The sequence below is a fragment of the Streptomyces sp. NPDC046870 genome (assembly GCF_040704595.1).
Taxonomy (GTDB): domain Bacteria; phylum Actinomycetota; class Actinomycetes; order Streptomycetales; family Streptomycetaceae; genus Streptomyces; species Streptomyces argyrophylli.
Map to the genome: position 1 here is coordinate 820,239 of NZ_JBEYXM010000001.1, position 26,222 is coordinate 846,460.

22 protein-coding genes are annotated in these 26,222 nt (G+C 71.2%); 9 read left to right on the forward strand and 13 right to left on the reverse strand.

Going from position 1 to position 26,222, the window contains the following annotated elements; all coding sequences use genetic code 11:
- Positions 1 to 84: 84 nt before the first annotated feature.
- Entirely contained in the window at positions 85 to 1,074 is a 990-nt protein-coding gene (locus AB0946_RS03680) for a hypothetical protein (RefSeq protein WP_366758980.1), read from the reverse strand.
- A gap of 187 nt (positions 1,075 to 1,261) precedes the next feature.
- Entirely contained in the window at positions 1,262 to 2,482 is a 1,221-nt protein-coding gene (locus AB0946_RS03685) for an ROK family transcriptional regulator (protein WP_366758981.1), read from the reverse strand.
- 55 nt (positions 2,483 to 2,537) lie between these two features.
- On the opposite strand from AB0946_RS03685, the gene AB0946_RS03690 reads away from it, so the two are divergent.
- The 3 genes from AB0946_RS03690 to AB0946_RS03700 all read left to right on the forward strand — a co-directional run bounded on the left by AB0946_RS03690 (position 2,538) and on the right by AB0946_RS03700 (position 5,082).
- Positions 2,538 to 3,611 carry a Gfo/Idh/MocA family oxidoreductase gene (locus tag AB0946_RS03690; RefSeq protein WP_366758982.1) on the forward strand — a complete coding sequence of 358 codons (1,074 nt, stop codon included), beginning with the start codon at positions 2,538 to 2,540 and terminating at the stop codon, positions 3,609 to 3,611.
- Positions 3,611 to 4,120, forward strand: a complete 510-nt coding sequence (locus AB0946_RS03695) for a heme-degrading domain-containing protein (protein WP_366758983.1) — start codon at positions 3,611 to 3,613, stop codon at positions 4,118 to 4,120. The genes AB0946_RS03690 and AB0946_RS03695 overlap by 1 nt, the downstream gene beginning before the upstream one ends.
- A 95-nt stretch (positions 4,121 to 4,215) precedes the next feature.
- Positions 4,216 to 5,082, forward strand: a complete 867-nt coding sequence (locus tag AB0946_RS03700; protein WP_366758984.1) for an LLM class F420-dependent oxidoreductase — start codon at positions 4,216 to 4,218, stop codon at positions 5,080 to 5,082.
- Positions 5,083 to 5,676: 594 nt separating this feature from the next.
- Here AB0946_RS03700 and AB0946_RS03705 read toward each other — a convergent pair.
- The 4 genes from AB0946_RS03705 to AB0946_RS03720 form a co-directional block, all read right to left on the reverse strand.
- Positions 5,677 to 6,534: a fumarylacetoacetate hydrolase family protein gene (locus tag AB0946_RS03705; RefSeq protein WP_366758985.1), complete on the reverse strand. Its 858-nt coding sequence runs from the start codon at positions 6,532 to 6,534 to the stop codon at positions 5,677 to 5,679.
- A 143-nt stretch (positions 6,535 to 6,677) separates the two neighbouring features.
- Entirely contained in the window at positions 6,678 to 7,388 is a 711-nt protein-coding gene (yidC, locus tag AB0946_RS03710) for a membrane protein insertase YidC (RefSeq protein ID WP_366758986.1), read from the reverse strand.
- Positions 7,389 to 7,505: 117 nt separating this feature from the next.
- Positions 7,506 to 7,829 carry a DUF6412 domain-containing protein gene (locus tag AB0946_RS03715; RefSeq protein WP_366758987.1) on the reverse strand — a complete coding sequence of 108 codons (324 nt, stop codon included), beginning with the start codon at positions 7,827 to 7,829 and terminating at the stop codon, positions 7,506 to 7,508.
- Positions 7,830 to 7,873: 44 nt separating this feature from the next.
- Complete coding sequence (locus AB0946_RS03720) at positions 7,874 to 8,422, reverse strand: helix-turn-helix domain-containing protein (protein ID WP_366759138.1); 549 nt, start codon at positions 8,420 to 8,422, stop codon at positions 7,874 to 7,876.
- A 184-nt stretch (positions 8,423 to 8,606) separates the two neighbouring features.
- Here AB0946_RS03720 and AB0946_RS03725 point away from each other — a divergent pair, with 184 nt between their 5' ends.
- Positions 8,607 to 9,998 (forward strand): MFS transporter, encoded by a 1,392-nt coding sequence (locus AB0946_RS03725; RefSeq protein WP_366758988.1) that lies wholly within the window; start codon positions 8,607 to 8,609, stop codon positions 9,996 to 9,998.
- A gap of 389 nt (positions 9,999 to 10,387) precedes the next feature.
- Here the strand turns inward: AB0946_RS03725 and AB0946_RS03730 are convergent, their stop codons facing one another.
- Both AB0946_RS03730 and AB0946_RS03735 read right to left on the reverse strand, forming a co-directional pair.
- The gene (locus tag AB0946_RS03730) at positions 10,388 to 11,116 is read right to left on the reverse strand and encodes a TIGR03943 family protein (RefSeq protein ID WP_366758989.1); all 729 of its coding nucleotides are present in this window, start codon (positions 11,114 to 11,116) and stop codon (positions 10,388 to 10,390) included.
- Positions 11,113 to 12,138 (reverse strand): permease, encoded by a 1,026-nt coding sequence (locus AB0946_RS03735; protein ID WP_366758990.1) that lies wholly within the window; start codon positions 12,136 to 12,138, stop codon positions 11,113 to 11,115. Before AB0946_RS03735 ends, AB0946_RS03730 begins: the two co-directional genes overlap by 4 nt.
- A 143-nt stretch (positions 12,139 to 12,281) precedes the next feature.
- On the opposite strand from AB0946_RS03735, the gene AB0946_RS03740 reads away from it, so the two are divergent.
- The 5 genes from AB0946_RS03740 to AB0946_RS03760 all read left to right on the forward strand — a co-directional run bounded on the left by AB0946_RS03740 (position 12,282) and on the right by AB0946_RS03760 (position 17,986).
- Positions 12,282 to 13,295 (forward strand): hypothetical protein, encoded by a 1,014-nt coding sequence (locus AB0946_RS03740; protein WP_366758991.1) that lies wholly within the window; start codon positions 12,282 to 12,284, stop codon positions 13,293 to 13,295.
- 66 nt (positions 13,296 to 13,361) lie between these two features.
- Positions 13,362 to 13,784, forward strand: a complete 423-nt coding sequence (locus tag AB0946_RS03745; RefSeq protein ID WP_366758992.1) for a very short patch repair endonuclease — start codon at positions 13,362 to 13,364, stop codon at positions 13,782 to 13,784.
- 181 nt (positions 13,785 to 13,965) lie between these two features.
- Positions 13,966 to 16,056 carry a helix-turn-helix transcriptional regulator gene (locus AB0946_RS03750; RefSeq protein ID WP_366758993.1) on the forward strand — a complete coding sequence of 697 codons (2,091 nt, stop codon included), beginning with the start codon at positions 13,966 to 13,968 and terminating at the stop codon, positions 16,054 to 16,056.
- A complete protein-coding gene (locus AB0946_RS03755) occupies positions 16,053 to 17,030 on the forward strand; it encodes a hypothetical protein (RefSeq protein ID WP_366758994.1) in 978 nt (325 codons plus the stop codon). Before AB0946_RS03750 ends, AB0946_RS03755 begins: the two co-directional genes overlap by 4 nt.
- On the forward strand, positions 17,030 to 17,986 hold the full coding sequence (locus AB0946_RS03760; RefSeq protein ID WP_366758995.1) for a DUF6339 family protein: 957 nt from the start codon (positions 17,030 to 17,032) through the stop codon (positions 17,984 to 17,986). The genes AB0946_RS03755 and AB0946_RS03760 overlap by 1 nt, the downstream gene beginning before the upstream one ends.
- Before the next feature lie 34 nt (positions 17,987 to 18,020).
- Here AB0946_RS03760 and AB0946_RS03765 read toward each other — a convergent pair whose 3' ends face one another.
- From AB0946_RS03765 to AB0946_RS03785, 5 genes are all read right to left on the reverse strand, one after another.
- Entirely contained in the window at positions 18,021 to 19,229 is a 1,209-nt protein-coding gene (locus AB0946_RS03765; protein WP_366758996.1) for a DNA cytosine methyltransferase, read from the reverse strand.
- A gap of 62 nt (positions 19,230 to 19,291) precedes the next feature.
- Positions 19,292 to 20,329, reverse strand: coding sequence for a DNA cytosine methyltransferase (locus AB0946_RS03770; RefSeq protein ID WP_366758997.1), 1,038 nt, complete (start codon positions 20,327 to 20,329; stop codon positions 19,292 to 19,294).
- A 119-nt stretch (positions 20,330 to 20,448) separates the two neighbouring features.
- Positions 20,449 to 23,427, reverse strand: a complete 2,979-nt coding sequence (locus AB0946_RS03775; protein WP_366758998.1) for a Z1 domain-containing protein — start codon at positions 23,425 to 23,427, stop codon at positions 20,449 to 20,451.
- A 40-nt stretch (positions 23,428 to 23,467) separates the two neighbouring features.
- Positions 23,468 to 24,442, reverse strand: coding sequence for a PD-(D/E)XK motif protein (locus AB0946_RS03780; protein ID WP_366758999.1), 975 nt, complete (start codon positions 24,440 to 24,442; stop codon positions 23,468 to 23,470).
- Positions 24,443 to 24,495: 53 nt separating this feature from the next.
- The gene (locus AB0946_RS03785; protein WP_366759000.1) at positions 24,496 to 26,022 is read right to left on the reverse strand and encodes an ATP-binding protein; all 1,527 of its coding nucleotides are present in this window, start codon (positions 26,020 to 26,022) and stop codon (positions 24,496 to 24,498) included.
- Positions 26,023 to 26,222: the final 200 nt, after the last annotated feature.

Consider the following 26,222-nt stretch of genomic DNA (forward strand, 5'->3'; position numbering starts at 1 on the left):
GTACGGGCCAGTGTGCCTCCCTGTCCGGGGTGGGCCAGGCAGGCACCGGTGCCGCAGGCGCTCGACCCGGCGGGGCGGGACTCGTCAGCGGCGGCCCCGGGCCACGAGATGCGCAGCCACGCCCACGGCCACCAGCGCGGCGACAGCCGCGAGCAGACCGCGGGCAAGCCCCGGACCGGTACGGGCCAGCTCGCGCGCCCGTTCCCCGGCCGCCTCGTCCTGGGCGAGGGGCAGGGAGGCATCGGGGGCGTCGGTGCGGGAGGCGCTGGACGCGGCGGGGACGGCGGACGCGGCGGACGCGGACGGTGATGTGCCGCCGCCGGACGGCGCGCTCGGCTGGGCCCCGGCGTCCCGGCTCGCGCCGCCGGACGGCGCGGTCGGCGGGGCCTCGCCCGTCCGCGTGCCGGCGGTCGACCGCACCCCGTCCGACTCCGGGGAGTCCATCTGCGCGGCCTCCTGGGCATCCTCCAGGGAGCCCTCCGGGACGTCCTCCGCCTCCTCGCCGACCCCGAAGCGGTAGGCGTTGGACTGCCCGACCCAGTCGCCGTCCTGGCCCCGCCGCTGGACGACGGCCGCGTTGGCGGTGACCTGGTCGCGTTCGGTGTCGGAGGTGAGCGAGAGCCGGACCCGGACGCTGACGGTCCGGCCGGGCGGCACGGTGAACCCGCCGAACCCGGCGCCGTCCAGCACCCCGACCAGCTCCTGCTCGTCGGTGCTCTCGAAGGTCACCGGCCGGGCCCGGGGGCCGTCGTAGAAGTCCAGCTGGGGCTGCCCCGGCCGCAGGGCGCGCTTGTCGTCGACGAGGACCACGACCGGGTGGATGCCGGCGCAGGTCCGGCGGGTGGTGTTGGTGAGGTCGATGTACCAGGTGCCGTAGCCGCCGCCGGCCTCGTAGGACGTGGGCCCGCCCCGGATCCGGGTGGCCAGCGGGAAGGCCCGCGCGTCGGCGGCGACGCACGAGGGGGTCGTACCGGCGGACGCGGCGTGCGCCGACGCGGGGACGGCGGCGGGCACGACGACGGCGGCGGCTGCGGCGAGGCAGAGGGACAGGGACGTGCACAGTCGCATGAACACATGACCATGCCGGGTGGGGCCGGGCTCCCGACCGAGCCACTCCGTCCCCGGGGACGAAGTCCGCCCGGCCGGCGCAGCGGCACGGCCCCGGACGACACCGGCCGAGGCCCGCGCCCCGCACCCCGACGGCAGCGGCACGCGCCCCCGCACCCCGTGAGCGGAGCCTCCCGCCGGTGGACACGCCCCGTCAGTCCTCCCCCCGCCCGAACAGCGGGGCCAGCAGCAGTTGGGCGGCGCCCTCGGCCACGATCCGCTCCCCGCGCGGAGCGACCCGTACCGGCACCGCGTCCCCGCCCGTGCCCTCCCGTCGGGCCCGGGCCCCGAGCACCTCTCCGACCCCGCTGACGTAGGTCTCCGGAGCCCCGGCGACCGTCCGGCCCCCCAGCAGCACCACGTCGATGTCCAGCAGCCCGGCCAGGTTCCCGGCCGCCACCCCCAGCACCCGCGCGGCCTCGGCCACCTCGCCCCGCGCCACGGCCGCGAGGCACAGCACCTCCACGCAGCCCCGGTTCCCGCACTCGCACACCGGCCCGTCCAGCTGGATCACCTGGTGCCCGAACTCACCGGCCCCGGTCCGTGCCCCCCGGTGCACGCTGCCGTCGATCACCAGCCCGGCCCCCAGTCCGGTGCCGAGGTGCAGATAGGCGAAGGACCGGCCCGCCGCGCCCTCCTCGCCCCCGACCGCCAGCCCGAGCGCCGCCGCGTTGGTGTCCTTGTCCACCACCACCGGCACCCCGAGCCGCTCCGCGAGCGCGTCCCGCAGCGGGAACCCGTCCCACTCGGGGAACCCGGTGACCCGGTGCAGCACCCCCCGCACATGGTCCAGGGGGCCCGGCAGCGCGACTCCCACCCCCAGCAAGGAGCCCACCGCGGCGAGCCCGCCACCGGCACTCGTCTCCCCGCCCCCGGCACCAGTACCGGCACCCGCACCCGCACCCGCACCCGCACCCAACTCCCCGACGACCCCCCGGACCGCCCCGCACACCGCCCCCAGCACGGCCTCGGCCCCCGCGCCCAGGTCGAGTGCGCCGCGCCGTTCCCCCACCACGGCGCCGTCCAGGTCCACCAGCACCACCCGGAGCTCGTCGCGGTCCAGGTGGACCCCGACCGCGTGGCCCGCCTCCGGCACCAGCCGCAGTACGGTCCTCGGCTTGCCCCCGGTCGAAGCCCGGCGCCCGGCCTCCGCCGCGAGCCCCTGCGCCCGCAGCCGCGCGGTGATCTTGCTGACGGCCTGCGGGGTCAGCCCGGTGCGCTCGGCCAGCTCCAGCCGGCTGATGCCCTCGGCCCCGGCGTCCCGCAGCAGCCCCAGCACCAGCGCGGTGTTGTGACTGCGCAGGGCCCCCAGATTCGCGCCCGCCACCCCGCCGTTCACCGGCCCCGCCGTCGTCGCCGTCCTCACCCTCTTCACACCCCCATTGTCCCCGCCGCTTGCACTTCCGCAACACTGTTGCCAAAGTGGAGGCATGACTGCTACCCCCCTCCGCGTCGGTCTGATCGGCTACGGCCTCGCCGGCTCGGTCTTCCACGCCCCGCTGATCGCCGCCACCGAGGGCCTCGCCCTGGACACCGTGGTCACCTCCCAGCCGGAGCGGCAGCAGCAGGCCCGCGCCGAGTTCCCGGACGTACGGATCGCCGCCACCCCCGAGGAGCTGTTCGGGCGCGCCGGCGAACTGGACCTGATCGTCGTCGCCTCCCCGAACAAGACCCATGTCCCGCTGGCCACCACCGCCCTCGAGGCGGGCCTGCCGGTGGTCGTGGACAAGCCGGTCGCCGGCACCGCGGCCGAGGCCCGCGAGCTGGCCGCCCTCGCCGAGGAGCGCGGCCTGCTGCTCTCCGTCTTCCAGAACCGCCGCTGGGACAACGACTTCCTGACCCTCCGGCGGCTCCTCGCCGACGGCGAACTCGGCGACGCCTGGCGCTTCGAGTCCCGCTTCGAACGCTGGCGCCCCCAGCTGAAGGGCGGCTGGCGCGAGTCCGGCGACCCGGCAGAGATCGGAGGTCTGCTCTACGACCTCGGCAGCCACGTGGTCGACCAGGCCCTGGTCCTGTTCGGCCCGGTCACCGAGGTCTACGCCGAGTCGGACGTCCGCCGCCCCGGCGCCGAGGCCGACGACGACACCTTCATCGCCCTCACCCACGCGAGCGGCGTCCGCTCCCACCTCTACGTCTCGGCGACGACCGCCCAGCTCGGCCCCCGCTTCCGGGTGCTGGGCTCCCGCGCGGGCTACGTCAAGTACGGCCTGGACCCCCAGGAAGCGGCCCTGCGCGAGGGCAGCCGCCCCGGCAGCACCCCCGACTGGGGCGCCGAGGACCAGTCCCTGTGGGGCCGGGTCGGTGCCGGCGAGTCCCCGCTGAGCGGTGGCGGCACCCCCGTACCGACCCTGCCCGGCGACTACCCCGCGTACTACGCCGCCGTCGCCGCCGCCGTGCGCGGCACCGGCCCCAACCCGGTGACCGCCCTGGAGGCGGCCGCCGCGCTCGACGTACTGGAAGCGGCCCGCAGGTCCGCCCGCGAGAAGGTGACGGTGACCCTCTGATGCAGCACCCGCAGATCACCCCGAGGACGACGCCCGAACTCACGCCGAGTCTGGAGGAGCTGGAGGCCCAGGAACGCCGGCTGGTCTTCCGGCAGTTCACCCACGAGGACGCCTGGGCGCTCGGCTCCCTGCTGGTGGAGCTGGCCCGGGAGCGCCAGGCGCCGGTCGCCATCGACATCCACCGCGCCGGCCAGCAGCTCTTCCACGCCGCGCTGCCGGGCTCCGCCCCCGACAACGACGCCTGGATCGCCCGCAAGCGGCGGGTGGTGGAGCGCTACGGCGCCGCCTCCTACCTGGTCGGCGCCCGCTTCCGCGCCAAGGGGACGACGTTCGAGGAGTCCTCCCGTCTCGACCCGGACGTGTACGCGGCCCACGGCGGCTCCTTCCCGATCCGGGTCGAGGGCGTGGGCGTGATCGGCGCGGTGACCGTCTCCGGGCTGCCCCAGCTCCAGGACCACCGGTTCGTGGTGGAGGCGCTGGAGCAGTTCCTGGGCCGTTCGGGCGACTGAGCGAACGGCGGGAATCCGGCGGGGACGCCCTCCGGTTGGCAGGGAGTGAGGCCGTGGGATCACGGCGCGGACCACCACCGGAGGGCTCACACCCGATGACCGCTTCACTGAAGGAGACCGTCGGCCGCCACGGCGTCTGGAGCGTCGAGCTGCGCTCGGAGGACGCGTCCCGGCGCGGGGAACTGGACGAGGCCGCGGCCGAGCTGGAGGACCTCGGGTACGGCGCGATCTGGCTGGGCGGCAGCAGCACCGTCGACCACGCGGCCCCGCTCATCGGCGCCACGCGGCGAATCGTCGTCGGCACCAGCATCCAGAGCGTGTGGCAGCAGGACGCCGCGACGACGGCGGCCGGCTTCGCCGAGGTGGAGGCGGCGCATCCGGGCCGCTTCGCGCTCGGCCTCGGCGTGAGCCACAGCGCGCTGGCGAAGGACTACCGCCGCCCGTACGCGGCCATGGTCGGCTACCTCGACGAGCTGGACGCGGCGGGCGTACCCGCCGACCGCCGTGTGCTCGCCGCGCTGGGCCCGAAGATGCTGGGGCTGTCCGCGGACCGCGCGGCCGGCGCGATCCCCTACCTGGTCACGCCCGAGCACACCGCGCGGGCGCGGGAGATCCTGGGCGACGGGCCGCTGCTGGCCCCCGAGTTGAAGGTCGTCCTGGAGACCGACCCGGCCCGTGCCCGGGAGACGGCCCGCGCCTACCTGGCCCGCTACCTGGAGTTCCCCAACTACACCGGCAACTTCCTCCGCCTGGGCTTCACCGAGGACGACATCGCCGACGGCGGCAGCGACCGTCTCGTCGACGCGGTCTTCGCCTGGGGCGACGAGGCCCGCGTCCGCGAGCGCGTCACCGCCTTCCACGAGGCGGGCGCGGACCACGTGGCCCTCCAGGTGGTGCGGGCGGACGCGGGCGACTCCCTCCCGAGGGAGGAATGGCGCACCCTCGCCACACTGCTGGCGTGAGCGCCCGGCACCAGGAGCACGGGGCCTGGGGCCGTGCCCGAGGCACGGCACCAGGCCCCACGGCGCGCCCCTGACCGGCGTCCGGCCCCGCAGCCCCGCCGCGATCGGTTCGAAGTACCCGCGCGTCGGGCACGGCGAAGCCGCCGAGCACGGGCCACCCGACCCGGCGTGACAGAAGCCACCGCTGCCCCCGCCGTGGGATCGCCGCCCGGCACCAGAAGCACGGGACCCAGCCGGCGCACGGCCCGAGGTTCCCGCGCGAGGCGAGGGAACCATGGCCCCCGCCGCCGCCGGACCACCTGAACCCCGGCGAAGCCGCCGGGCACGGGCCACCCCACGCGCCGTGGCCGAAGCCACCGCTGCCCCGCCCGTGGGATCGCCGCCCGGCACGCCGGCATGACCGCTGCTCACGTTGTCGTTCCGCCCCGCCCCGGTCACCGCTGTCCGGCACGATCTGCGGCAGCCGGGCATCCCGGACTCCCCGGCTTCCGGGCTCCTCGACCTCCCGGTTGCCCTGCCCCCCGGCTGCCCAGTCAGCGGCTCCCCGGCTCGCCTGCTCCCGGCACCCCCGGCTTACCGGCCCCAGCGGAGCGTCTACGCGTTTTTCAGTTCCTGCCGCTGCCGGCCCAGTCCCGCGATCTCCAGCTCCACCACGTCCCCGCCGCGGAGGTACGGCTTGGGCTCGGGGTGGCCCATGGCCACGCCCGCCGGCGTCCCCGTGTTGATGACGTCGCCGGGGTACAGCGTCATGAAGTGGCTGAGGTACCGCACGACCTCCCCCACCGGGAAGATCTGCTCGGCCGTCGTGCCGTCCTGCTTCAACTCGCCGTTCACCCACAGCTTCAGCGACAGCCGCTGCGGGTCCGGGACCTCGTCGGCCGTCACCAGCCACGGCCCGAGCGGGTTGAACGTCTCGCAGTTCTTGCCCTTGTCCCAGGTCCCGCCCCGCTCGATCTGGAACTCCCGCTCGGAGACGTCGTGCGCGACCGCGTACCCGGCGACGTGCGCGAGCGCCTCCTCGGCCGAGTCCAGGTAGCGGGCCGTACGGCCGATGACGACCGCGAGTTCGACCTCCCAGTCGGTCTTCTCCGACCCCCGCGGCACCAGCACCGTGTCGTTCGGCCCGACGACCGTGTCCGGCGCCTTCATGAAGACCACCGGCTCGGCGGGCGGCTCGGCGCCCGTCTCGCGGGCGTGGTCGTGGTAGTTGAGCCCGATGCACACGATCTTGCCGATACGGCCGAGCGGGGGCCCGATCCGCAGACCGCCGGCGTCCAGCGCGGGCAGCTCACCGGCGCCGGCCGCGGCCCGGATGCGGCCGAGCGCGGCGTCGTCGGCGAGGAGCGCGCCGTCGATGTCGTCCACGAGGCCCGACAGGTCCCGCAGGGTCCCCCCGGCGTCGAGCAGTGCGGGTCGCTCCGCCCCTGCCGTACCGACTCGCAGCAGCTTCATGGTCACCATCTCCCTCGATCGGCGGCGCCCGGCCGATGGGTGCAGCCATCGGAGGACTGGCTGATCCTCCAATCACGCCGTCCAGTCCACAAGACCCTGTTCACGTACTGGACCGTAACCCTGGACACAGGGGGCTCGGCCGGTCACCGGGACAACAGGGACTGTTCCGCCGCGCTCCAGGCCGTGCTGGTGACGACGTACAGCGCGGCGGCGAGCGGGACGACCGCCACGGTGACCAGCGTGAAGAAGGACAGGAACGGTACGGCCCGGTTGACCGCGCCGAGCCCGGGCATCTCGCCCCCGGCGCCGGCCGGTGCCGGCTGTTCGGCCGACGTGCGCCTGGCGCGCCGGAAGTTGACGGTGGCGACGGCCGCGGCGACGGCGAAGAGGCCGAGGTAGACCAGTCCGGCCGGACCGAACACCCCGCCGTCCGCCAGCGCGTCGGTCCAGTGCCCGCCGAGCGGGGCCGCGAACAGCCGGTGGCCGAGCAGGCCGTTGGTCCCGCCGCCGATCGTGGTGCTGGAGAAGAGGTGGTAGAGCAGGAAGAACGCGGGCACCTGGAGCAGACTGGGCAGGCAGCCGGAGAGCGGCGAGACCTTCTCCGCGGCGTGCAGGTCCAGGATCGCCCGCTGGAGCCGCTGCGGGTCCCTGGCGTGCTTCTCGCGCAGTGCGGCGATTCTCGGCTGGAGCGCGGCGCGGGCGCGCCGGCCGCGGGCGGCGGCCCGGGACAGCGGGTGGACGAGGAGCCGTACGAGCGCGGTGAACAGGACGATCGCGGCGGCTGCCGCGGAGGCGTGGAAGAGCGGGGCCAGCAGGTCGGCCAGGTACTCGACCAGACGCGCGAAAACGGACATGGGTGAGCCCTCCGGGGGTCTCGTCGTGCCGGAAGGGACCGGAAAGAGCCGGTCCGGTGGGGAGATCGGCAGGACGACCCGCGCGGGGTCACGTGCTGACGTGTGTGAGGACGTGCCCTACGCGGCGGTCGCCGGACGGGCGTGTCCGGGGGCTCTGGGCCGCCGGCGGCCGGGCGCGTCGGGATCGCGCTGGGACAGGAAGGTCGTACGGCGGGCCCGGTCGCGTATCGCCGTGCGGACGCGCGTGGGCGCTGCGGCGGGCACGCCCCGCGCGGCCGGCAGGGCGCAGACGGCGAGCGTGGCTGCCGCGGTGGCGGTCGCGGCGAGGGCGACGGCGGTGCCGAGGCCGCCGGTGCCGAGCGGCGCGGCCTGGAGCAGCAGCAGGTGCGCGAGGAACAGCAGGAGGGCGAGGGGACGCGCGGCGGCGACACGGCCGGACATCAGCACTCCCCCCTCCGCGGCACTCGTCTTCCGCACACCAGTCGTCAGTGTGCCGGTTGCGGCGGCTCGGTCTCCAGGGGCTCCAGCAGCCGCTTGGGCCGCAGCAGCGCCCTGCTGACCGGGTCCGCCGGCGCGGAGTCGAGTTCCGGCCCCGGCACCATGACAACGTCCGTAACCGGCACGAGAGTTCCGCACGCCGCGCACTTTCCGTAGGGCTCGACCTCCCCGCCGCAGTCCGCGTGCTGGAAGAGCCGCAGCCGGTGGGCGTCGACGTGCTCGCGCCCCCAGTGGCCCAGCGCGCGCAGCACGGGCCACAGGGCGGCGCCGCGCTCGGTGACGACGTACTCGTCCCGGGGCGGGCTCTCCTGGTACCGGCGCTTCACGAGGATCCCCTCCTCGGTGAGCGTGCGGAGCCGGGCCGAGAGGACGGCGCGCGGGATGCCGAGGTGGGCCAGGAAGTCGTTGTAGCGCCGGACGCCGTAGATCGCGTCGCGGACGACGAGCAGCGTCCACCGCTCGCCGACGACCTCGAGCGCGCGGGCGATCGAGCACTCCTGCGTCACGTAGTCCTTGCCCAGTGCCATGCCCTCCACTGTAACCACCGGCCGGAGACGGGTTCAGTCAACGAACCCAGGATGCTACGGTGGCGGACACGGGGTCGGTTCAACGACCGAACCTAACGACTGGAGACCGGACCCGACGGACCGGGACCCGATGACCGGACCCGACGGACCCAGCCCGACGACCGGACCCGATGACCTCAGGACAGGACAGGCCATGCCCCGGCTCGACTCCGCCACCTCGCCCGCCGCCCGGCGCCGGACCAGTCCCCGGGACGCGCCGGCACGCCCCCGCGCCACCCTCGCCCTGACCAGCGCGGCCACCGCCGTGGCCCTCATGACGTACACGGCCCCGATGGTCACCCTCCCGGACACCGCCGCCGCCCTGCACACCCCGCTGTCCGCGCAGGCCTGGCTGCTCAACGGCGCCCCCCTCGGTCTCGCCGCCCTGCTCCTGGTCGCCGGCAGCCTCGCCGACGACTACGGCCGCCGCCGTATCTTCCTCACCGGCACCCTGGCCCTCGGCCTCACCACCGCACTGGGCGCCTTCACCACGTCGACCTGGCAGTTCACCCTGGCCCGCGTGGCCCAGGGCGCGGCCAGCGCCGCCCTGCTGGCCAGCTCCCTCGGCCTGATCGTGCACGCCTTCCCCAGCCCGCGCGGCCGGCTGCACGCCACCGGGGTGTGGGGCGCCTTCGTCAGCGGCGGCATCGCCGCGGGTCCGCTGCTCGCGGGCGCGCTGCCGAGCTGGCGGACGGCCTACGGCGTCCTGGGCGCCGTCGCCCTCGTCGTGGCCGCGCTCGGCACCCGGGCGCTGGCCGAGTCACGCGCCCCGCGCGGCGGCCGGCCGGACGCCCTGGGCGCGCTCACCTTCGGGCTGGCACTGGTGGCCCTGGTCGCGGCCCTGACGCTGGGCCGGGACGGCTGGCTGCGCGCGCCGGTCGGGCTGCTGTTCGCCGCGGCCGTCGCCCTGGTCGCCGTGTTCGTCGCGGTGGAGCGCCGGACCGCCACCCCGATGATCGACCTGGGACTGCTGCGCCACGCCCGCTTCCTGGCCTCCTCGGCGGGCGGCCTGTTCACCGGGCTGGCCGTGATCGGCCTGTTCAGCTTCCTGCCGGCGCTGCTCCAGCAGTCGCTCGGGCTCTCCCCCCTGGCCACGGCCGGACTGTTCCTGCTCTGGTCCGGGCTGAGCTTCGTCGTCGCCCTCCAGGTCAAGCACCTGGCCGGCCGCGTCGCCGCCCGCACCCAGCTCGCCCTGGGCTTCGCCCTGCACACGATCGCCATGGTCACGCTGCTCGGCGCTCTCGGCTCCGGTTCCTGGACCCGGCTGCTGCCCGGCCTGATCGTCGGCGGCCTCGGCAGCGGCCTGCTCAACGGCGCGCTGCCGCTGCTCGCCGTCGATTCGGTGCCGCCGCAGCGGGCCGCCATGGGCTCCGGCGCCCAGCAGACCTTCCGTTACGTCGGCTCCTGCGCCGGCGTGGCCCTGACCATCGCCATCGCCACGTCGGGCGGCAGCCTGGCCCGGGGCACGAACGTCGCCCTGCTGGTGTCGGCGGGACTGGCGGTGGCGGGCGCGGTGAGCGTGCTGGCGCTGCGGGAACGGGCGTAAGCCGGGCGCGAGGGGCGTGTGCAGGCGTGGGCCGGGGTGAACAGGCGTCGGCCGCCGTCGACGGGTGCGCTCCGGCGGGCCCGGCTCACCCGGGCCGCATCGACACCAGCCTGCCGCCGGACAACCGGAGTCGGACGTTCGGGGTGCATGGGCGACGGGGACGCGCGGGCCGAGCCGGGGGATGGTGAGCACGGCGTACGCCGGGAGCGCCGGGGCGTGTTCGCCGGGGTGTACGGGCGCCGGGGCGCGGCGCAGGTGCCGGGCTCCCCGGACCGCCCGGCGGAGGGCACACCGGAACCGCCGGGACAAGCGCCGCCGGCCGTCGTAGCGCCGTCCGCACTCGCCGTACCGCCGCGCCACCCCCGTTCCGGTGCCGCCACCGGTGACGGTCATCGCAGGGGAAGGGCGTCCTGGTAGCCGTTCGACGGCCGGGGGACCTCGGTGACCGTGCGGGCGTCCAGCGCGACCGGCGCGGACCGGGTGCCGAGCCGCCCGCCGGGGTGCCAGGTCCCGGTGACCGTCACCCAGGTGTCGGCGGGCAGCCTGGGGCCGCCGTGGACGCGCACCTTGACCGACTGGGCGTCCGCGGCGCAGCAGTTGAGGATGATCCGGGTCAGGTCCCACTCGCCGTCCCGCGTCCCTGACAGGGGCGTGACGAACCCGGTCATCCGGATCGTGCGCCCCCTGATGGCCTGCCCGCGGTCCTCCTGGACCCGGCTGGTGAAGTCGGAGAGGGTCATGGGCAGGGGCGAGGTGGCGGGCAGCGGATCGAAGTCGCTGTCGTGGACGACGGTCTTCGCCGGCTGCCGGGCAGCGGTGTAGGCGCCGAGGGCGGGCGGGGCGTAGAAGAGCAGGCTGAGGGCGGGCAGGAGCAGCAGCCAGGAGACGCGCGGCAGGCCGGAGTGGTCGTGGGGTTCTTCGGTCCGCTCCGTCCTGTCGAGGGCGGCGCTCGCGATGCCCAGCAGGAGCAGGACGGCCCCGGAGGCGACGAGCGGGAGCCGCATGCCCTCCTTGACGTAGCGCAGACAGAGGTCGGTGAAGAGGGAGACGTGCAGCAGCCCGAGCCCGCAGAGGGCGAGCAACCCCGCCCGAAGCGACCGCTTCCCAGGTCCTTTCACAGCAGCACCCCTCCGATCAGTGCGCTGCACGTGACGGCGACGACGACGGTCGCGGCGGAGAACCGTACCGCGAAGGCCCGCCCGAAGGTCCCCGCCTGGAGGGCGATGAGCTTCAGGTCGACCATAGGCCCCACCACCATGAACGCCAGCCGCGCGACCGGCGGGAACCCGGTCAGCGAGGCGGCCAGGAAGGCGTCGGCCTCGGAGCACACCGCGAGCAGCACGGCGAGCCCGGCCAGGAAGAGCACCGACAGCCAGGGCGCGGTGGCGAAGGTGTCGAGCACGGAACGCGGGACGGCCACGTTGAAGGTGGCCGCGGCCATGGCGCCGAGCACCAGGAACCCGCCGGCGTGCAGGAAGTCGTGCTGGAACCCGCGCCGGAACTCGTCCCACCGGCTGTGCCCGTGCCGGTGCCCGGTGTGCCGTACGACGGGCCGCAGCCACTCGGCCCGCCCGAACCGGAGCCACAGCCAGCCCATGACGACGGCGGTGGCGAGGGAGGCGAGCAGCCGGGCGAGCACCATGGCGGGGTTCCCGGGGAACGCGATGGCGGTGGCGGTGAGCACGACGGGGTTGACGGCGGGCGCGGAGAGCAGGAACGCGAAGGCGGCGGCCGGGGTGACCCCGCGGCCGATGAGACTGTTGGCGACCGGAACGGAGGCGCACTCGCACCCCGGCAGGACGACGCCCGCGACCCCGGCCACGGGTACGGCGAGCGCGGGCCGCCGGGGCAGGATCCTGTTGAACACCCCCTCCGGCACGAAGGCGTTGATCGCGCCGGACAGGGCCGTGCCGAGGAGCAGGAACGGCAGGGCCTGCACGGTGACGGCCAAGCACACGGTCCGCCATGCCTGCACGGCCGGGGCGTCGCCCCAGCGCCCGAGGAGGAAGAGCGCGCTGCCGGGGACGACGGCGGCGCCGAGGAGCAGGACCGGCCAGTACCGGGGCGGTGCGGGGATGCCCGCCTCCTGCCCGGCGCCGGCCGGACGGCCGTCCTCGACCAGCACACCCGTGTTCCGCATGCCGACTCCGCGTGTAGATGTCGGGACAGAAGATATCCAGATCCGCGTACCGGCGGGACGGCCCCCTGCCCGGCACCCCTCGGGGCTCCCGGGGACTCCTCGGCGGCTCACTTTTGTCACGTCCCGGCAGTACGGTGTCCCCCATGCGCCCCGACACGCCTGCCGAGAACGTCGACCACACCGCCGAAGCGGCACGCCTGGAGCGGACCGCCGGCCTGTACCCCGAGGACGCCGAGACCCTTCTCCTGCGGGCGGCGGCCCACCTGGAGCTGTCCGGCGACCGCCCCGCGGCGACCGCTCTCTACGACCGCCTGCTGACGTCCGCCGACGGGCTGGACAACCCCGCCCTGGTCCGCGCCCTGAAGGCGTCGAACCTGTGGGAGTACGGCCACGAGGCCGAGGCGAGGGCGATCATCGAGGGCATCCGCACGACGGCGCCCCGGGACCCGGCCCCGTGGGTGATCGTGGCGGAGGCCCTGGAGTCGCACGACGAACTGGAGGCGGCGGCGGAGACGTTCGGCGAGGCCGCGGACCTCCTGCTGCCGGACTCCTCGGAGGAACCCCCTCCCGCCACCCACCCCCTCCTCTACGGCCGCCACCGCGTCCGCCGCATGCTGGGGCTGCCGCACGACGACCGGGACACCCTCGCGGACACCCTGCACACGTCCCCGGTCTCCCTGGACGAACTCCACGACCCCAAACGCGTGTGGTCCCTGGGCTCCGACAACCCGGCGGAACTGGCGGCGGAGATCTCCCGCCTCCGCGCCGAACTGGGCGCCTACCGCGAGGCCCTCTCCCGCCCGTTCCCGGTGGCGGTCCTGCACTGGCCGGCCCCGGAACTCTCCGAACTCCTCACGGCGTACCCGACGCTGAGCACGGAGTACCCGTCCCACACCGAGCACCTGGCGACCATAGAGTCCTCCCTGCGCGAACTGTCCGCCTCGGGCACGGCCAACCTCGGCATCGTCACGGGCACGGTCCCGTCGTACGAGGCGTTCGCCGCCTCGGAGGGCTCGTCCCCGTCCGACCCGACCTTGCTGCCCCAGTACGCGACGACGCTGGCCGCTCGGGGGCGGGCGGTGGCTTGGCCGCCGGGGAGGGGGGCGGGGTGTTGGTGCGGGTCGGGTGGGACGTACCAGGGGTGTCACGGAGCTTAGCCCGCCAGGGGCGTGGCGGCCGGTTCGGCAGCGTCATCCCCCTCAGCAACGAGAGAACGACCAACCGTGGACACCACCCCCGAAACCCGCGCTCGGATGAGCCGGCAGAAGAGCCGGAACACGGAAGTCGAAATGGCCCTGCGGCGTGCTCTGCATGCGGCGGGGCTGAGATATCGAGTCCATCGCAAGCCGCTGAAGGGCGTGCGCCGCGAAGCCGATGTCATCTTCGGCCCGGCGAAGGTCGCCGTGTTCGTCGACGGCTGCTTCTGGCACGGCTGTCCGCAGCACGCGACCTGGCCCAAGACCAACGCCGACTTCTGGCGCACCAAGATCGAGGGCAATCGCCGGCGTGACCTGGACACCGACGAGCGGTTGGCATCGGCCGGTTGGCTGGCCGTTCGGGTCTGGGAGCACGAAGACCCGATCGAGGCAGCAGCACGCGTGGTCGCTTTCGTCAGGGCTCGTCGAGCGAGGCCGGACCACGACTGACGGGCTGACCCGCGGTCGCGAGCCATCGAAACCGCGCAACGGAGGCGACACCGTCAGATTTTTTTTGACATGCTCACTGTCGTCAAAAAGCTGCTACTGTGTGCGGTCCGAGCTGACAGACCGTCGGGCCGGCCCGCGACAGGAGGCATGACGCACGATGCCGCATTCGGCACCATCCGCCGTGGAGGGCGAGGCCTTCGGTTCCTGGCTCCGGCGCCAGTTGCTTCGGGCCGGCATGTCACAGGCGGACCTCGCCGCCCAGCTCGGCAAGACGCGCGCGGCCGTCTCGGCGTGGATCACCGGCCGCGCCGAACCCCGCGACGAGACCAAGGCGCGCATCGCCGAGATCCTGGGCACCGACCTGGCCTCTCTGGTGACGCGAACGACGGACGTACCGATGGACAGACCGATCCGCTGGCATCATCGCCTCGCACACACCGACGGCGGCCGAGAGTACGGAAACGCGGCCGCGTTCGCCTTCGACGCGGACCTGTCCGTGCTCGCGCGCGAGGCGACGCAGAACTCGCTCGACGAGCGCTGTGATCCCCGCTCACCGGTTCGCGTCCACTACACGCTCCACGAGTTGGACGGGGCGCACCTCGACGCTTTCCTCGCCGCAATGGGCTGGAAGGATCTGCTGCCGCACTACGAGGAAGCCGCGCGAGGCAGCCAGAAGGTCTCGCGCAGCCTGCGTTCCGCCCTGACCGATCTCTCCCAGGAGCGTCGACTGCGGCTTCTGCGCATCGACGACTACAACGCCTCCGGGCTGACCGGACCCGAGTACAGCGACGGCCGCTTCGCCGCCGTCGTGCGTCGCCAACTCGACAGCCACAAGATCACGGCCGGTCGGGCCGGCGGCTCCTACGGCCTGGGCAAGGCGACTCTCTGGGCGACCAGCCGCTTGGGCCTCGTATTGATCAACTCGACATTGTCGGAGCCGCATGAGGGGCGTACCGAGGGCCGGGTGATCGGGCGCCTGGATCTGCCCTGGCACGAGGTGGACGGCGAGGCCTTCGCCGGTCCCGCCTGGTTCGGCGAGCCGGACACCGAACCCGAGCATCGCGGAGTATCGCGCTCGTGGTGGGCCGACGACGAAACCCTGCGCCGCCTGCATCTGCAGCGATCCGGTACCGAGCCCGGCACGTCCTTCCTCATCGTGGGCGCCTACGACGCATCGGGGGCCGCCGAAACACTCCAGGAGATGCACGACAAGCTCGTCCGGTCGCTCGCCGACGACTTCTGGGCCGCGATGATAGGCGGCCGGTCCGCCAAGCCGCTTCTCGACGCCCGGGTCACCACCCTGCGCAACGGCGAGGTCTACCTGCCCGAACAGCAGGTGGATCCCCACGAATACCATCCGGCGTTGAGCCGTGCCCTGCGGGCGTACCTCGACGGGAACACCGTCGACAAGTTGACGGCCGCCGACCAGGTGGTCCGCGCCGACGTTCCGTTGGTGGTGTCTCCTCTGAAGGACCACGGTCGACCGCGTGACAAGGGCTGCGAACATCTCGCCGTGCTGCTCCTCACGCCGGCCGACGAGCACGACACGCGCATCAACCAGGTGATCTGCATGCGCGGAAATCGGATGACCATCACGGAGCAGCGTCCTCGGGATCTCCCCTTGGGGTCGCCCCCGTTCCAGGCCGTGCTGCTCGCCGGTTACGCGACCGGGCGGGACGGTGAGGACGTGGCCCTGGCCGAAGCCTTCCTGAGGGCCTCCGAACCACCCGAACACGACCGGTGGGACAGGACCGAGGAGCTGACGACCTCCTACCAAAGGGGCGCCCTCGCCAGGCTCAAGGAGTTCCGCTCGGCGATCGACCACACAGTCCGTTCGCTCCTGGGCAAGCGCGAGATAACGCGCAGCACTGGTCCCGCGGTACTGCGTGAGCTGTTGAAGCTGGACACCGGGGCGGGCATCGGCGGTCGGCGGGCCCAGTCGTTTCCGACGGTGCGCAACATCGAGGCAAGGCTCGACGACCGGGGCGCCTGGCACGTCACGGTCCATCTGAGGCTGCCCGACGCGGACGACCCGTGGGTCCTCGCTCCTGTGGCCAAGTTCGACGTGCGCTCGGGCGGCCGGCCCTCCGTGGAGTGGGAACTGCTGGTCGGCTCCGAAACCTGCCGCGCGGAGAACGGGACGATCGTCGTCGAGCCCGGTGTCCGCACGGCGGTGTTCAGTGGCGTCACCGATCCGGCCAGTCACCCGGTCAAGGGTGGCTACGCCCGTCTGGTGGTCGACGTGCCCAAGGCCCGCGGAGGTGAGGCATGAAGCCGGTCTTTCCCTACCCGACGCTCCTCGGCGACGTCACCTGTCAGATCGTGTCGGTCTCGGTGGACGGCAAGCCGCTGCCCTACACCAACGTCTCGACCACTGAGCGAGTGGTCGCCTTGCACCAATCCGGACGCGCACGGTGGGAGGAGGCACGACTGGACCTCCGCGTGGCTCTTCCGGACGCCGAGTTGCGGGGAGGCCCTTGGCAGGACGTGACCTGCCTGGCGGTGCTGACCGAGAAGGCCACCAACGCACGTACCACGGCCCGCCTTCGTCCTGAGTCGAACGGCGCCATGGCCGGCTCGATCACCCTTTCACGCACCGATCATCTGCGGCGTGCGACGCTGTCCTTGCTGGTCGTCGCCACCGTCGAAGGGGTTCCCGGCCGCCTCGTAGGGGCCGCGGAGGAGGACTGGTACGTCGATCTCCAGGAGACCACACCGGTCCGCCAGCGAGAGATCGAGATCGTGCAGGTGGACTTTCGCGACGGTCCTCACCCGTGGTTGCGCCCCTTCAAGGAAGCGCCGTGGATCGTGGAGACGTCCGGCGACATGCCCACGGTCTACCTCAACACCGGTGCGGTCGAAGGCCTTGTCGAGGTGCTCGACGGCCGCGGTGGCAGCGCGACGGAGCGTGTCGTACGGGAGATGGCGGCTTCCCAGATCGCACAGGACGCCTGGACGGCGATGTTCCACACGGCCGCCGGTGACCTGGACCAGGACGAGGACGGAACCCCCGTGATGCCCACCGGGTGGCGTGAGGCCGTACTGCGCGCGATGCTTCCGGACGTACTGCCCGGCCGGCAACTCACCGACGCCCTGTACGAGATCAACGAACGTCGTACGAAGGGGTTCGGGTGGTCCGAGTTGCAGACGGGTGTCCAGTACGCGGCCGGACGTCGCGCACAGATCGCGAAGAAACTGACACACGCGGTGCGCACCGTCGACCGCGCCGAGAGGAGCGCCGACTGATGCCGCGCCGCGGGCCGTCCGACATTCCGCAGGTACTCGGCTTGTTGCCCGACGCGGCCGTGGCCAAGTATCTGAGCCGAGGCATACAGTCGGGCCAGGAGAACCCGCCTCAGGTGGCCTTGCGCAAGGCGAGCACGTCTCTTTCGGACACCGAGGCCCGATGGCGCACCGCGCCGATCCGGGAACTCGTCGAGCAGGCGATGACACACTTCGCGGACGACCGCCACGCGTCCGACGGTTGGCTGGCGCCCCGTCTTCACGCCACCCTTCGCATGACGCGGGCGGAGGCAGGCGATCGGAGGCTGTGGAATCACCTCGCCCTGCTCGTGGCGCCCGACTACGTGGTGTGGCGCTGGCGTGGCAACGCCGAGATCGCCCAGAGTTCACGCTTCTGCGGACCTCACTACACCCAGTGCTTCTCTCGCCTGTGGTGGGCTGCCGAGTTGTTCCGGAACGGCCCCGACTACCGCCCCGTGGAAACAGCCTTCACTCTTCAGGACATCCTCAACACGACGCTCCGTTTGGACGTCATCGACCATCGCCCGACCGCGCACGCTCTGCTGCGCGTCTTCGAGAGGCTGCTCTCCAGCGGTGTACCACGCCCCGCCGACCATGTGAACGCGCTCTCCTCCGCGGTGAACGCCGCGGGCAGCACGCTCGTCTACGACGTCATCGCGCCGGACGACCCACAGTTGGTTGACGAACTCCAGGACTGGATCGCCGGGTCCGAGGAAGCGCCTCCCGTGCGGTGGGACCGGTTGCCGGAAGGCCCGCATGACGGTCGCGTTCCCCCGGACTCCGTCGATGCGCTCGTCCCGCTGTTCGACAAGCTCTTGTCCGAGGCACCCCTGCGCCGTCGCGGCCGCGCCCAAGGCGAGGCAGCCGAGGACGCCGCCGTGCCGGCGCAGCGTCCGGGTGTCAGCCTTGAGAAGGACCTGCCGTCGTGGATGACCTGAGGCGGATGGCGGGCTAGGGCCTTTCGATCAGGCCCTAGACCTGGCCTTCGGCAGGCGTGGTCTGTTCCTGCGGTTCCGACGGCCATTGCAGCAGCTTTTCCCATACGGCATCCCCGGGAACACCGAGATCGAGTGCCGCGCTCAAGACGTGCACCCCGAATCGCGGCGGCACCGCGTTGCCGATCTGCTGGGCCTGGTCGTTACCGCGCCACGGATATCGATAGGGGAAGCTCTGGAAGACGCCGGCTTCCTCGTTGCTCAGGCGGTCCAGCTCCCTCTCGGGCCTGCCGCGGCTCACGATCCGGTTCCGCTTCCACTTGCCGGTGATCGTCGCGGATGGTTCGTCGGATTCGCGTCGACCGCGCGCCTTGGGATCGCCACCACTGCCGTAGTTGGAGACGACACAGAACGGCTCGATGCGCTGCGCCGCCTCGTCCACAATGCCGCGCGCGTAAACGTCCTTGAGGGCCTTCTCCATCGAAATCCAGGACTCACGGGGCCCGAAGAGCGTGTCGGTGGGCACGACACCCTTGCGGTACTGCTGGTGCGTCGGCGGCACGAAGTGCTTGGGGAACTCGGTACGCCGAGCGACGAGCACGGCACGACGACGCGTCTGCGGCACCCCGTACTGCTCCGTGTGGAAGACCCTTGCCGTGGTCCGGTAACCCACGGCCTGCAGCACCTTTTCGTACTCGTGCCACACAGCGATGACCGCGGGGACCTGCTCCAGCACGATCACGTCGAAGGGCCGGGGCTCCGTCCCACCGTGGCGCGGGCGAAGCATCGCCTCGAAGACCCAGCGAAGCGGCTGGAGGACCAACCCGGTGCGTTCGTCGTCGAGCTTCTCCAGCTCTCGCTGGATGTCCTCCCAGGTCTCCCCCTTGCGGCCCGCCTTCTCACGCTCGTACCAGTCGTGCATGCGGTGGATGAACTTCGTGACGTCTTCGAGCGCCTTGCGTCCCGAGCCGCTTCCGGCGATGGAGAACGTCTGACACGGAGGCCCGCCCGCCAGCACGTTGCATTCCTTGAAGTCACGGTGATCGGGGCCGAAGAGTCGGACGTCGCCGTGGACCGTCGGCAGCCCGGCAGCGAGTCGAGTGGCCACGGCGTCGTCGTCCCATTCGATCCCGATCGACGGAATACCCAGAACTTCGGCCGCCAGATCCAGTCCACCGGGCCCCGCGAAGAGGTCGACGATCTGGAACTGCCCTCGTCGGGCCTCTTCGGGCGGTGCGCTGGTCATGGTCGCAAAGTCTATCGGCCAGGCGACCCGACCGACTCCTCCTTCACCAACCGCCCGAAGCATCAGGACCCCGCTTCGGACCGCAGGACGGAGGCGACGGCCTCGCCCACCGCTCGCGCGAGCGGAGGGGGTGTGGCGTTGCCCACTTGCCGGTAGCGCGCGGTCTTCCGGCCGGCGATGCGCCACTCCTGCGGAAATCCCTGCAAGAGAGCCGCTTGCTCGACGGTGAGCGGGACGAGGCCGCTGCGGCCGGCTGCCGGATTCCAGGCGAAATCCGCGCCCGGCACCTCGTCGGCGACGGTGGCTCCATCAACCCCCATCTGAGCCCACTTGCGCTTGGCGCCGGTCGGCCCGAGATCCGCTCCGCCGCGATCCCAGGAGCCCCCGACGATGGTGGGCGCGGGCGCGCCGGCTTGGTCGGCCCACTTGTCGGCGTCGGTCCATCCTCGGGCTCCCATGGAGTCTCGCAGTGTCTCTCCCACTGTCGGAGCCGGTCCCGGATGCGGCATTGGCCACTTGAATCGGTCGATCAGGGCGCCCTTGAAGGCTATGAGGAAGCCGACCTCTCTGTGCTGCGGTACTCCGTAATCCTTGGCGTTGAGCACATGCCACAGGAAGCGGTAACCGAGGTGACCGAGTTCTTCACCGACGAAGTCACGGATCGGTTGATACTCGGGCTTTCGCGCCAGATCTGGCACATTTTCCAGCAGAATCGCCTTGGGCTGCACGCCGTAGATCAGGTCGACCGCAGCCGTGAGTACAGCGAGTTCCGCGTCGTTTCCTCTCGTGCGATTCGCCGCCGCGGGCGACTTCATCCGGGGCAGTCCCCCGGAGAGGAGTTCAACGTCGTAGACCTGCTGCTCGTCCACGGGATCGAAGTCGGCCAGATCGATCTGTCGGACGTCCCAGTGGGGCCGGTTGATACGCAGCGTCTCGCAGGCGACCGGCCGGTTGTCGAGAAGCAGCACCGGGTCGAACCCCGCGTCTTCCAGGCCTCGTGCGAGCCCTCCGGCCCCGGCGCAGATCTCCAGCGAGCTGAGACGGGTCGACGAGATCCCGTCACCGTGCACCGCCGCGGACGGCGCCTTCCCCCCGATCACGCTGCCCTCGTCCTCCCGTCGCCCTCGAACGGAGGCCGTGCGAGCCCATACCTACCCGGCCGGCAAGAACCCCCTGATCAAGGGTACTGGCCGACCGGGTACGCCGGAGATGCTTTCGATCACGGGGTGTCGATGATCGCCTGCCCTTCCTTGCCCGAGTCGATCGTGGTGAAGCGCAGTACGCGGCCGTCGGTGCGTCGAGCCGACGCGGGCGCCACGAAGGAGAAGGCCATGGTGATCTTCTCGGGCGCGAGCCGACCGTCCTCTCCGATGTCGACCCGGTGCTTCGGCTCCACCACCGGATACACCACGACGACGCCCCTCCGAGGAGCGACCAGTGCCTCGGTGCTCCGGTCCCCCGAGTCGGCGAGGCCGCCCGCGACGCGCAGGGGCACCGCGCGATGCTTGGGCTCGCTCAAGGCGCCGAAGAGTGGACCCCGCCGCCGCTCGCGTCCGAACCAGGCGTACGAGCGGTTACCCGCGCCGATGAGCAGACGTTGTCCGCGCTTCGCGTGCTGCGGCGCGAACACGAGCCAGTCGTCGACGTCCGACGAAGCAGCGTCGTTGATCTCGGACAAATACGCCAGATGGGGAGCGAACTGCGACGGAGCCCCCCAGCGCACCTGTCGAATCAGGTCGAGCAACGCTGCGGGCGTAAGCGTTCCGACGAACGCCTCGAACCGATGGGTGACGGCGTCGCGGTCGGCCTCGGCTGGGAAGTGATAGGCAAACGACTCGGCCGTCGGGGACAACGACTCCAGAACCGTTGTCCACAGGAGGGTGTTGTGTCGCAGGTCGGCCGCCCGGGTCGGGTAGGCCGTGGGTTCCTGCCACTGCCCGGGGGACCGCAACTCGACCAGGCGTGCGTTGTACATCTTGTTCGGACTGGTCGGCTTGAGCCAGGGCAAGTGCTGCGAGACGAGCGGAGGCACCTGATCAGGGGTGACCTGGGGCCTGCCGTCGATGATCTTCGCGTACTGCTTCAGCTCCTTGCGGAAGTTCTCCTCGTCCAGGCAGATCGCCTCGAACCCGGCATACAGGTCGATCTCCTTGGTCCCCACGGTCTCCGCGCGGCCGAGGAAGAGCCGCACCAGGTCCCGGTAACCCTCGCGGAAACCGAACCAACGCCCCATCTGCATGAGGGTGGACGCATTGCCCGCACGGCGACGGAAATAGGAGACCGTGAGTCCTTCGACGGTGAATCCACGGGCGAGCTTCTGGCCGCCGATGAGAATCTTCCAGATGGAGCGCTTGTCGAAGTCCGCCTCTCCGGTCTCGATGTCCTTGTCACCGTTGACGACGATGATCGGGCGGTCGTCGCCGCCGATACGGGCGACGGCCGGTCCGACGTACGGGGCCAGCGCTTCGTAGGAGGGCGGGACGGCATGACCGTCCGCACGCACGGCCGACACCGGAGCGACGTCCTTCTCGAAAAGCTCCTTCAGGCGCCGGCGACCGGCCTCTCCCATGTATCCCGCGTTCCACCACATCTCGGTCACCTTGCCCAGGAGTTCGCGGTGCACGTCGGTGCGCACGGACTCGTGGATCAGCATGGTGTGGTGCTGGAAGTAGCGGTCTCCCAGTCCTCCCCTGTCCTCTCGGTACAGCTTCATGGCCGCCGTGAGGACGAACATGTCCATGGCCTGTTGCAGGCAGAAGTCGTCGTCGCCGCTCTCGTCGTGCACGGTGATGTTGCGCACGTGGGCCAATTCGTTGGAGTTGGCGAAGTCGCGCTCGCCCTCCGGGATCGCGGAGTCGAGGTCGTGGAAGTCACGGGCGCCCATGTATCCCTCCGGGCGCGGCAGGGAGACGATGAAGTCCTTCGGGAAGATGTCCTCGGCGTCGCTGGGATCGACGAACACGTTCGCGTACGGGGTGGCCGTGTACCCGACGTATTGGGCACGCGGCAGCAGTTGCAGCAATTCCGAGATCTTCAGGTTGATGGCGCTGCGTTCCGCGTCGGGCTTCGCGAGGTTGGAGGTGTTGACCGATGCCTCGTCGGACTCGTCGTCGATGATCAGAACGGGAATCTCGGACAGTGGCGTCTTGATCTTCTTCAGATCCTTGACGAGCTTGCCCAGGACCGTCTTGTGCTTCTTGACGACCATGAGGCGCGCAGACGACCGGTGCAGATTGCGTGGATCGTACAGCGGTAGCGCCGGCTCCTGCTTCTCGAATTCGAGCGCCGTGATGCCCTGCAGCAGGCTCTTGTAGTCGTCGTCCCGCGTGGTGAGCCGCACGATGTCGAACCCGCCTCGGGTCGACGGCAGATCACCGAAGCTGGTGAACCTGCCCTGGATCCAGGCAGGATCGTTGGCGTAGTCGGACTCGTACTCGCTCGCTCCACGCAGGATGTTCTCGCGCCCGACCAGTTCCATGTCGAGGCGACGCTGGGTCTGCGCCCGGAGCATGTTGAGGGTTCCGCCGAGGACGATGACGAGACGATAACCGGCGTCGACCGCTTTGGCGATCACCCCGGCGAAGTTGGCGGTTTTACCGGACTGCACATAGCCGACGACCAGTCCCTTCGCCTGGTAGGCGGCGGACTGTGTCGGATCGGCCAGCCGCTCGACCACCGCATCGGTGGCGACGTCGAGCCCTGCCACGGCCTCGGGCCCCCATCTCTTCTTCTCCAGGTAGGAGCGATAGGCCGGCCAATACCAGGACCGTCCTTGCATCGACTGCGGCGTGTACCACGGGACGAACTCCTCGCTGATGACCACGGGAGCGTCGACTCGGGACACGGGAACGAGGCTGTCCAGCAGCTTGCGTGTCTGCTCGGACAGGGCGAGCAGACCGTAGACGTCGTCCCGGCGCTGTTGGGTTCGCTCCAGGCTCTTGGACCACGGGGCGTCCGGCAGGAAGTCCCAGTCGGTCAGTCTCCTGCGCCATGCCTCGACCAGCGGGTCCGTCGGGTGGGATCGTTCGAGCGCCGCGCGCACGACGTCCTCGCGTGCCAGATCCTCGGCCTCCGGAGAGATGCTCTCCGCCTGGTAGCCGAGTGCGCGCTCGAGATTCTTGGGACGGCTGGTGCGCATGTCCGCGAGAGCGGCATCGAGCACCTGCAGGAGAAGGGCGTCGGTGGAACTGCTGGTCATGTGTTTCCTCGGGGTGCCGGCGAACGCCGAGCGTCGTGGGTCAGGGGAGCGGAAGGTCGGAGAGGTCGAGAGGCGGAACGTGCCTGAGGGACGACAACCCCGTGACGTCCACGGCGTAGTTCACCGCGTCGATGCGTCCGACCGTGCCTTCGGGCAGGTCGTCCACCGTGAGGCGAGGCATGTCCGCCGCCCTGATCACCAGGGGACTGTCGCGTGGCGTCCAACGCTCGTCGTCCGGCTGTTCGGCGTCCCAGCCCACGGCATCCAGCAGTGCGTCCAGTCGTCGTCCCAGGGCGATGCGCTCGGCGGCGGCCGCGTCCCGCGCGGCTTTCACCGAGTCCGCGAGGGTGCGCCCGCCGACACCGCCTCGGGTCAGGCGCAGCGAGGCGAACCAGAGCGGCCGTCCGGCCGTCTCCGTAAGCTGTCCGAGACCGTGGATGGCGTGTCTCCGGCGTTCCGTGGCCGTTGTCTTGACCTCCAGATCCGCCGAACCGAGGGCGAAGTCGTGCTCCTCACCGGTCGGCCCCACCCAGGTGTCGAGTGCTGCCTGCCATCCCATGGTTGCGGCCGCTCTCGTCAGGACGGCGAGTTCTCCGTGGAGTCCGAGGCGCCGCTCCCGTGAGAGACCACTCGGCCTCCCCAGCAGAGCGCTCCAACCACGCACCGTCTCGTCGAAGGCCCGCGCCAGGTCCTGACCGTCTACGACGATGCGATCCGCCACGGCCAGCAGGAGGTCATGGAAGTCCCGGAGCAGTTCGGGCTCCGAAGTCGTGACGCGCGCCAGACGCCGTCCGCCGTGGAGAACACGGTCTATGCGAACCGCCGCCAATGGTGACCGTGGGGCATGGTGGTGTCCCGAGAGTTCGACGTGCAAGGCGATACCACGGCCTGCGTCCGCGATCTCGTAGGAGACCAGCGGATCGTCGACGGCCGAGAGTCGATAGCTGGCCCCCAGCCCGCGCCCAAGGTAGTGCTCCACCGTCGTCCAGGGCAGTTCGATCGTGGTTGCCTCCACGGCAGAGTCGCCCTCGCCGGGGGAATCCTCGACCCCTGCTCTTCGGCTGTCCATCAGTCGGCCACCCGATCGAGTTCCGTGCGTGCGGCGGCGACGAGAACGGACTGCCAGAGTTCGATGTTGTCCTTGAGCCGACTGCCCAGCCGCTCACGCTGAAAGGCGTCCTGCATCAGCAGGTACATCAGGGACTTGACCATCGGCGCATCGTTGAGCGTACCGCTGCGGCCACCCAGTAGTGCGGCGCGGTAATGCTGATTCAGCAGGAGGACCTGGGCCTCCTGATCGATCTCGAAGAACCTGTCGTTGGGCAGCTTTTGCCAACGGAACTGCAATGGTTCCTCGTGGAGCAAAGGCAGCTCCTCTTCGATCACCTGGCGCACCTGCGGGTCCATGCCACGGCCGGGCGGAACAGCGGCCTTGCGCGTGACACCGGCCCGCTTCCTCGCCTCGCGATAGACTCGCTCGGCATCCGCGAGGTATCCGCCGAATGTACGCCCCTGACCGTCCTTGGCGTAGTCGAGAGCGGCCGTGAACTCGGGAGATGCCTGCACTCCCTCCTTCTTCACGGTCAGCCGGAAGACTTCTCCTTCAGGATCGTCGGGGAGGTCCACCGCCACCCGGGCGAGAGCCAGGTGCTGCTCCGGCTGACGGTAGTTGTTCCAGCCACCGGCTTGGACGAGGCGGTCGTTCCGGTAGAAGTAGAACCCTTCCCGCTCGACGACCGCACCGAAAGCCTTGTATTCGTCGAGCGAGGACCGCGGCGGCCAGATGTGGGCGTGCAGCTCGATGGGCCCCAGGGACGGCGTCTCGGCGACGAACGTGCTCGGATAGCCTCCGTCACCCGAGACCGGATAGCCGAAGGGGTCGAGCGATTCGACACCGTAGTTGGCGTATTCGATGCCGGTCCGGACATCTTGGACGGAGATGGTGATGTGGAAGTCGTGCCGGGCCAGGAATCGGTGCAAATAGAGCCCCAGGTGCAGGCCCAGTTTGTTGACCGTGCGATGCAGATAGCGGTCGGTCTGACCTCCGCCGCCATGCTTGGGGAAGTCCTTGACACCGTCCCATCGGACGATCGTGCCCTGGAACCCGATCGGTCGTCCCTGGTAGAAGTCGACGAAGTCCTGAGCGAAGTCGGGATCGATGATGTCGCACTCGAAACTCTTCTTCGCGTGCTCCATCAGCCAGCGCCGACCAGCGGGGCGAGTGCGCTTGGTGCGACTCACCACCGTCACCGAGTCGGCATGGCTGAGCGACGCGGACTTCAAGCCGGTGCCGAACATACCGAGCGACCCTTTGGCATAGCCTCGACGACCACCCACCGTCATGGCCACGTCCAGCTCGTCTTCGTTCATCCCCTTGCCGTCGTCGACGATCACCAGGCTGACCAACTGGTCACCGTCGCGCAGGAAGTGGATGACTACGTTCGCTGCTCCGGCATCGATGGAGTTGTCGACCAGGTCGGCGATGGCCGCTTCGAAGCCGTAACCCTGGCTGCTGAGCGCTTCCATGTAGCGCCCGTCGGGTGGCAGGCGCTTGCTGCCGGCCGTGGGGACTTCGAACTGCCACTCGCTGACCATGACCTGCCTTTTCGCCTGAGTGCCCGCTTACCCGGAAATCGGACATCGGACATCATGCGACGAAGAGGCGGCCGTAGTCGACCGTGGACGGGGAAGCTCCACGTCCGGAACCATGCCATGGCACGTCAGGCCCGCCGGTGCTCTCCGGCGTCCATCGATCGGCGAGGCCGGACGCCGCGTCCTGCGGCGCCCGTGACCTT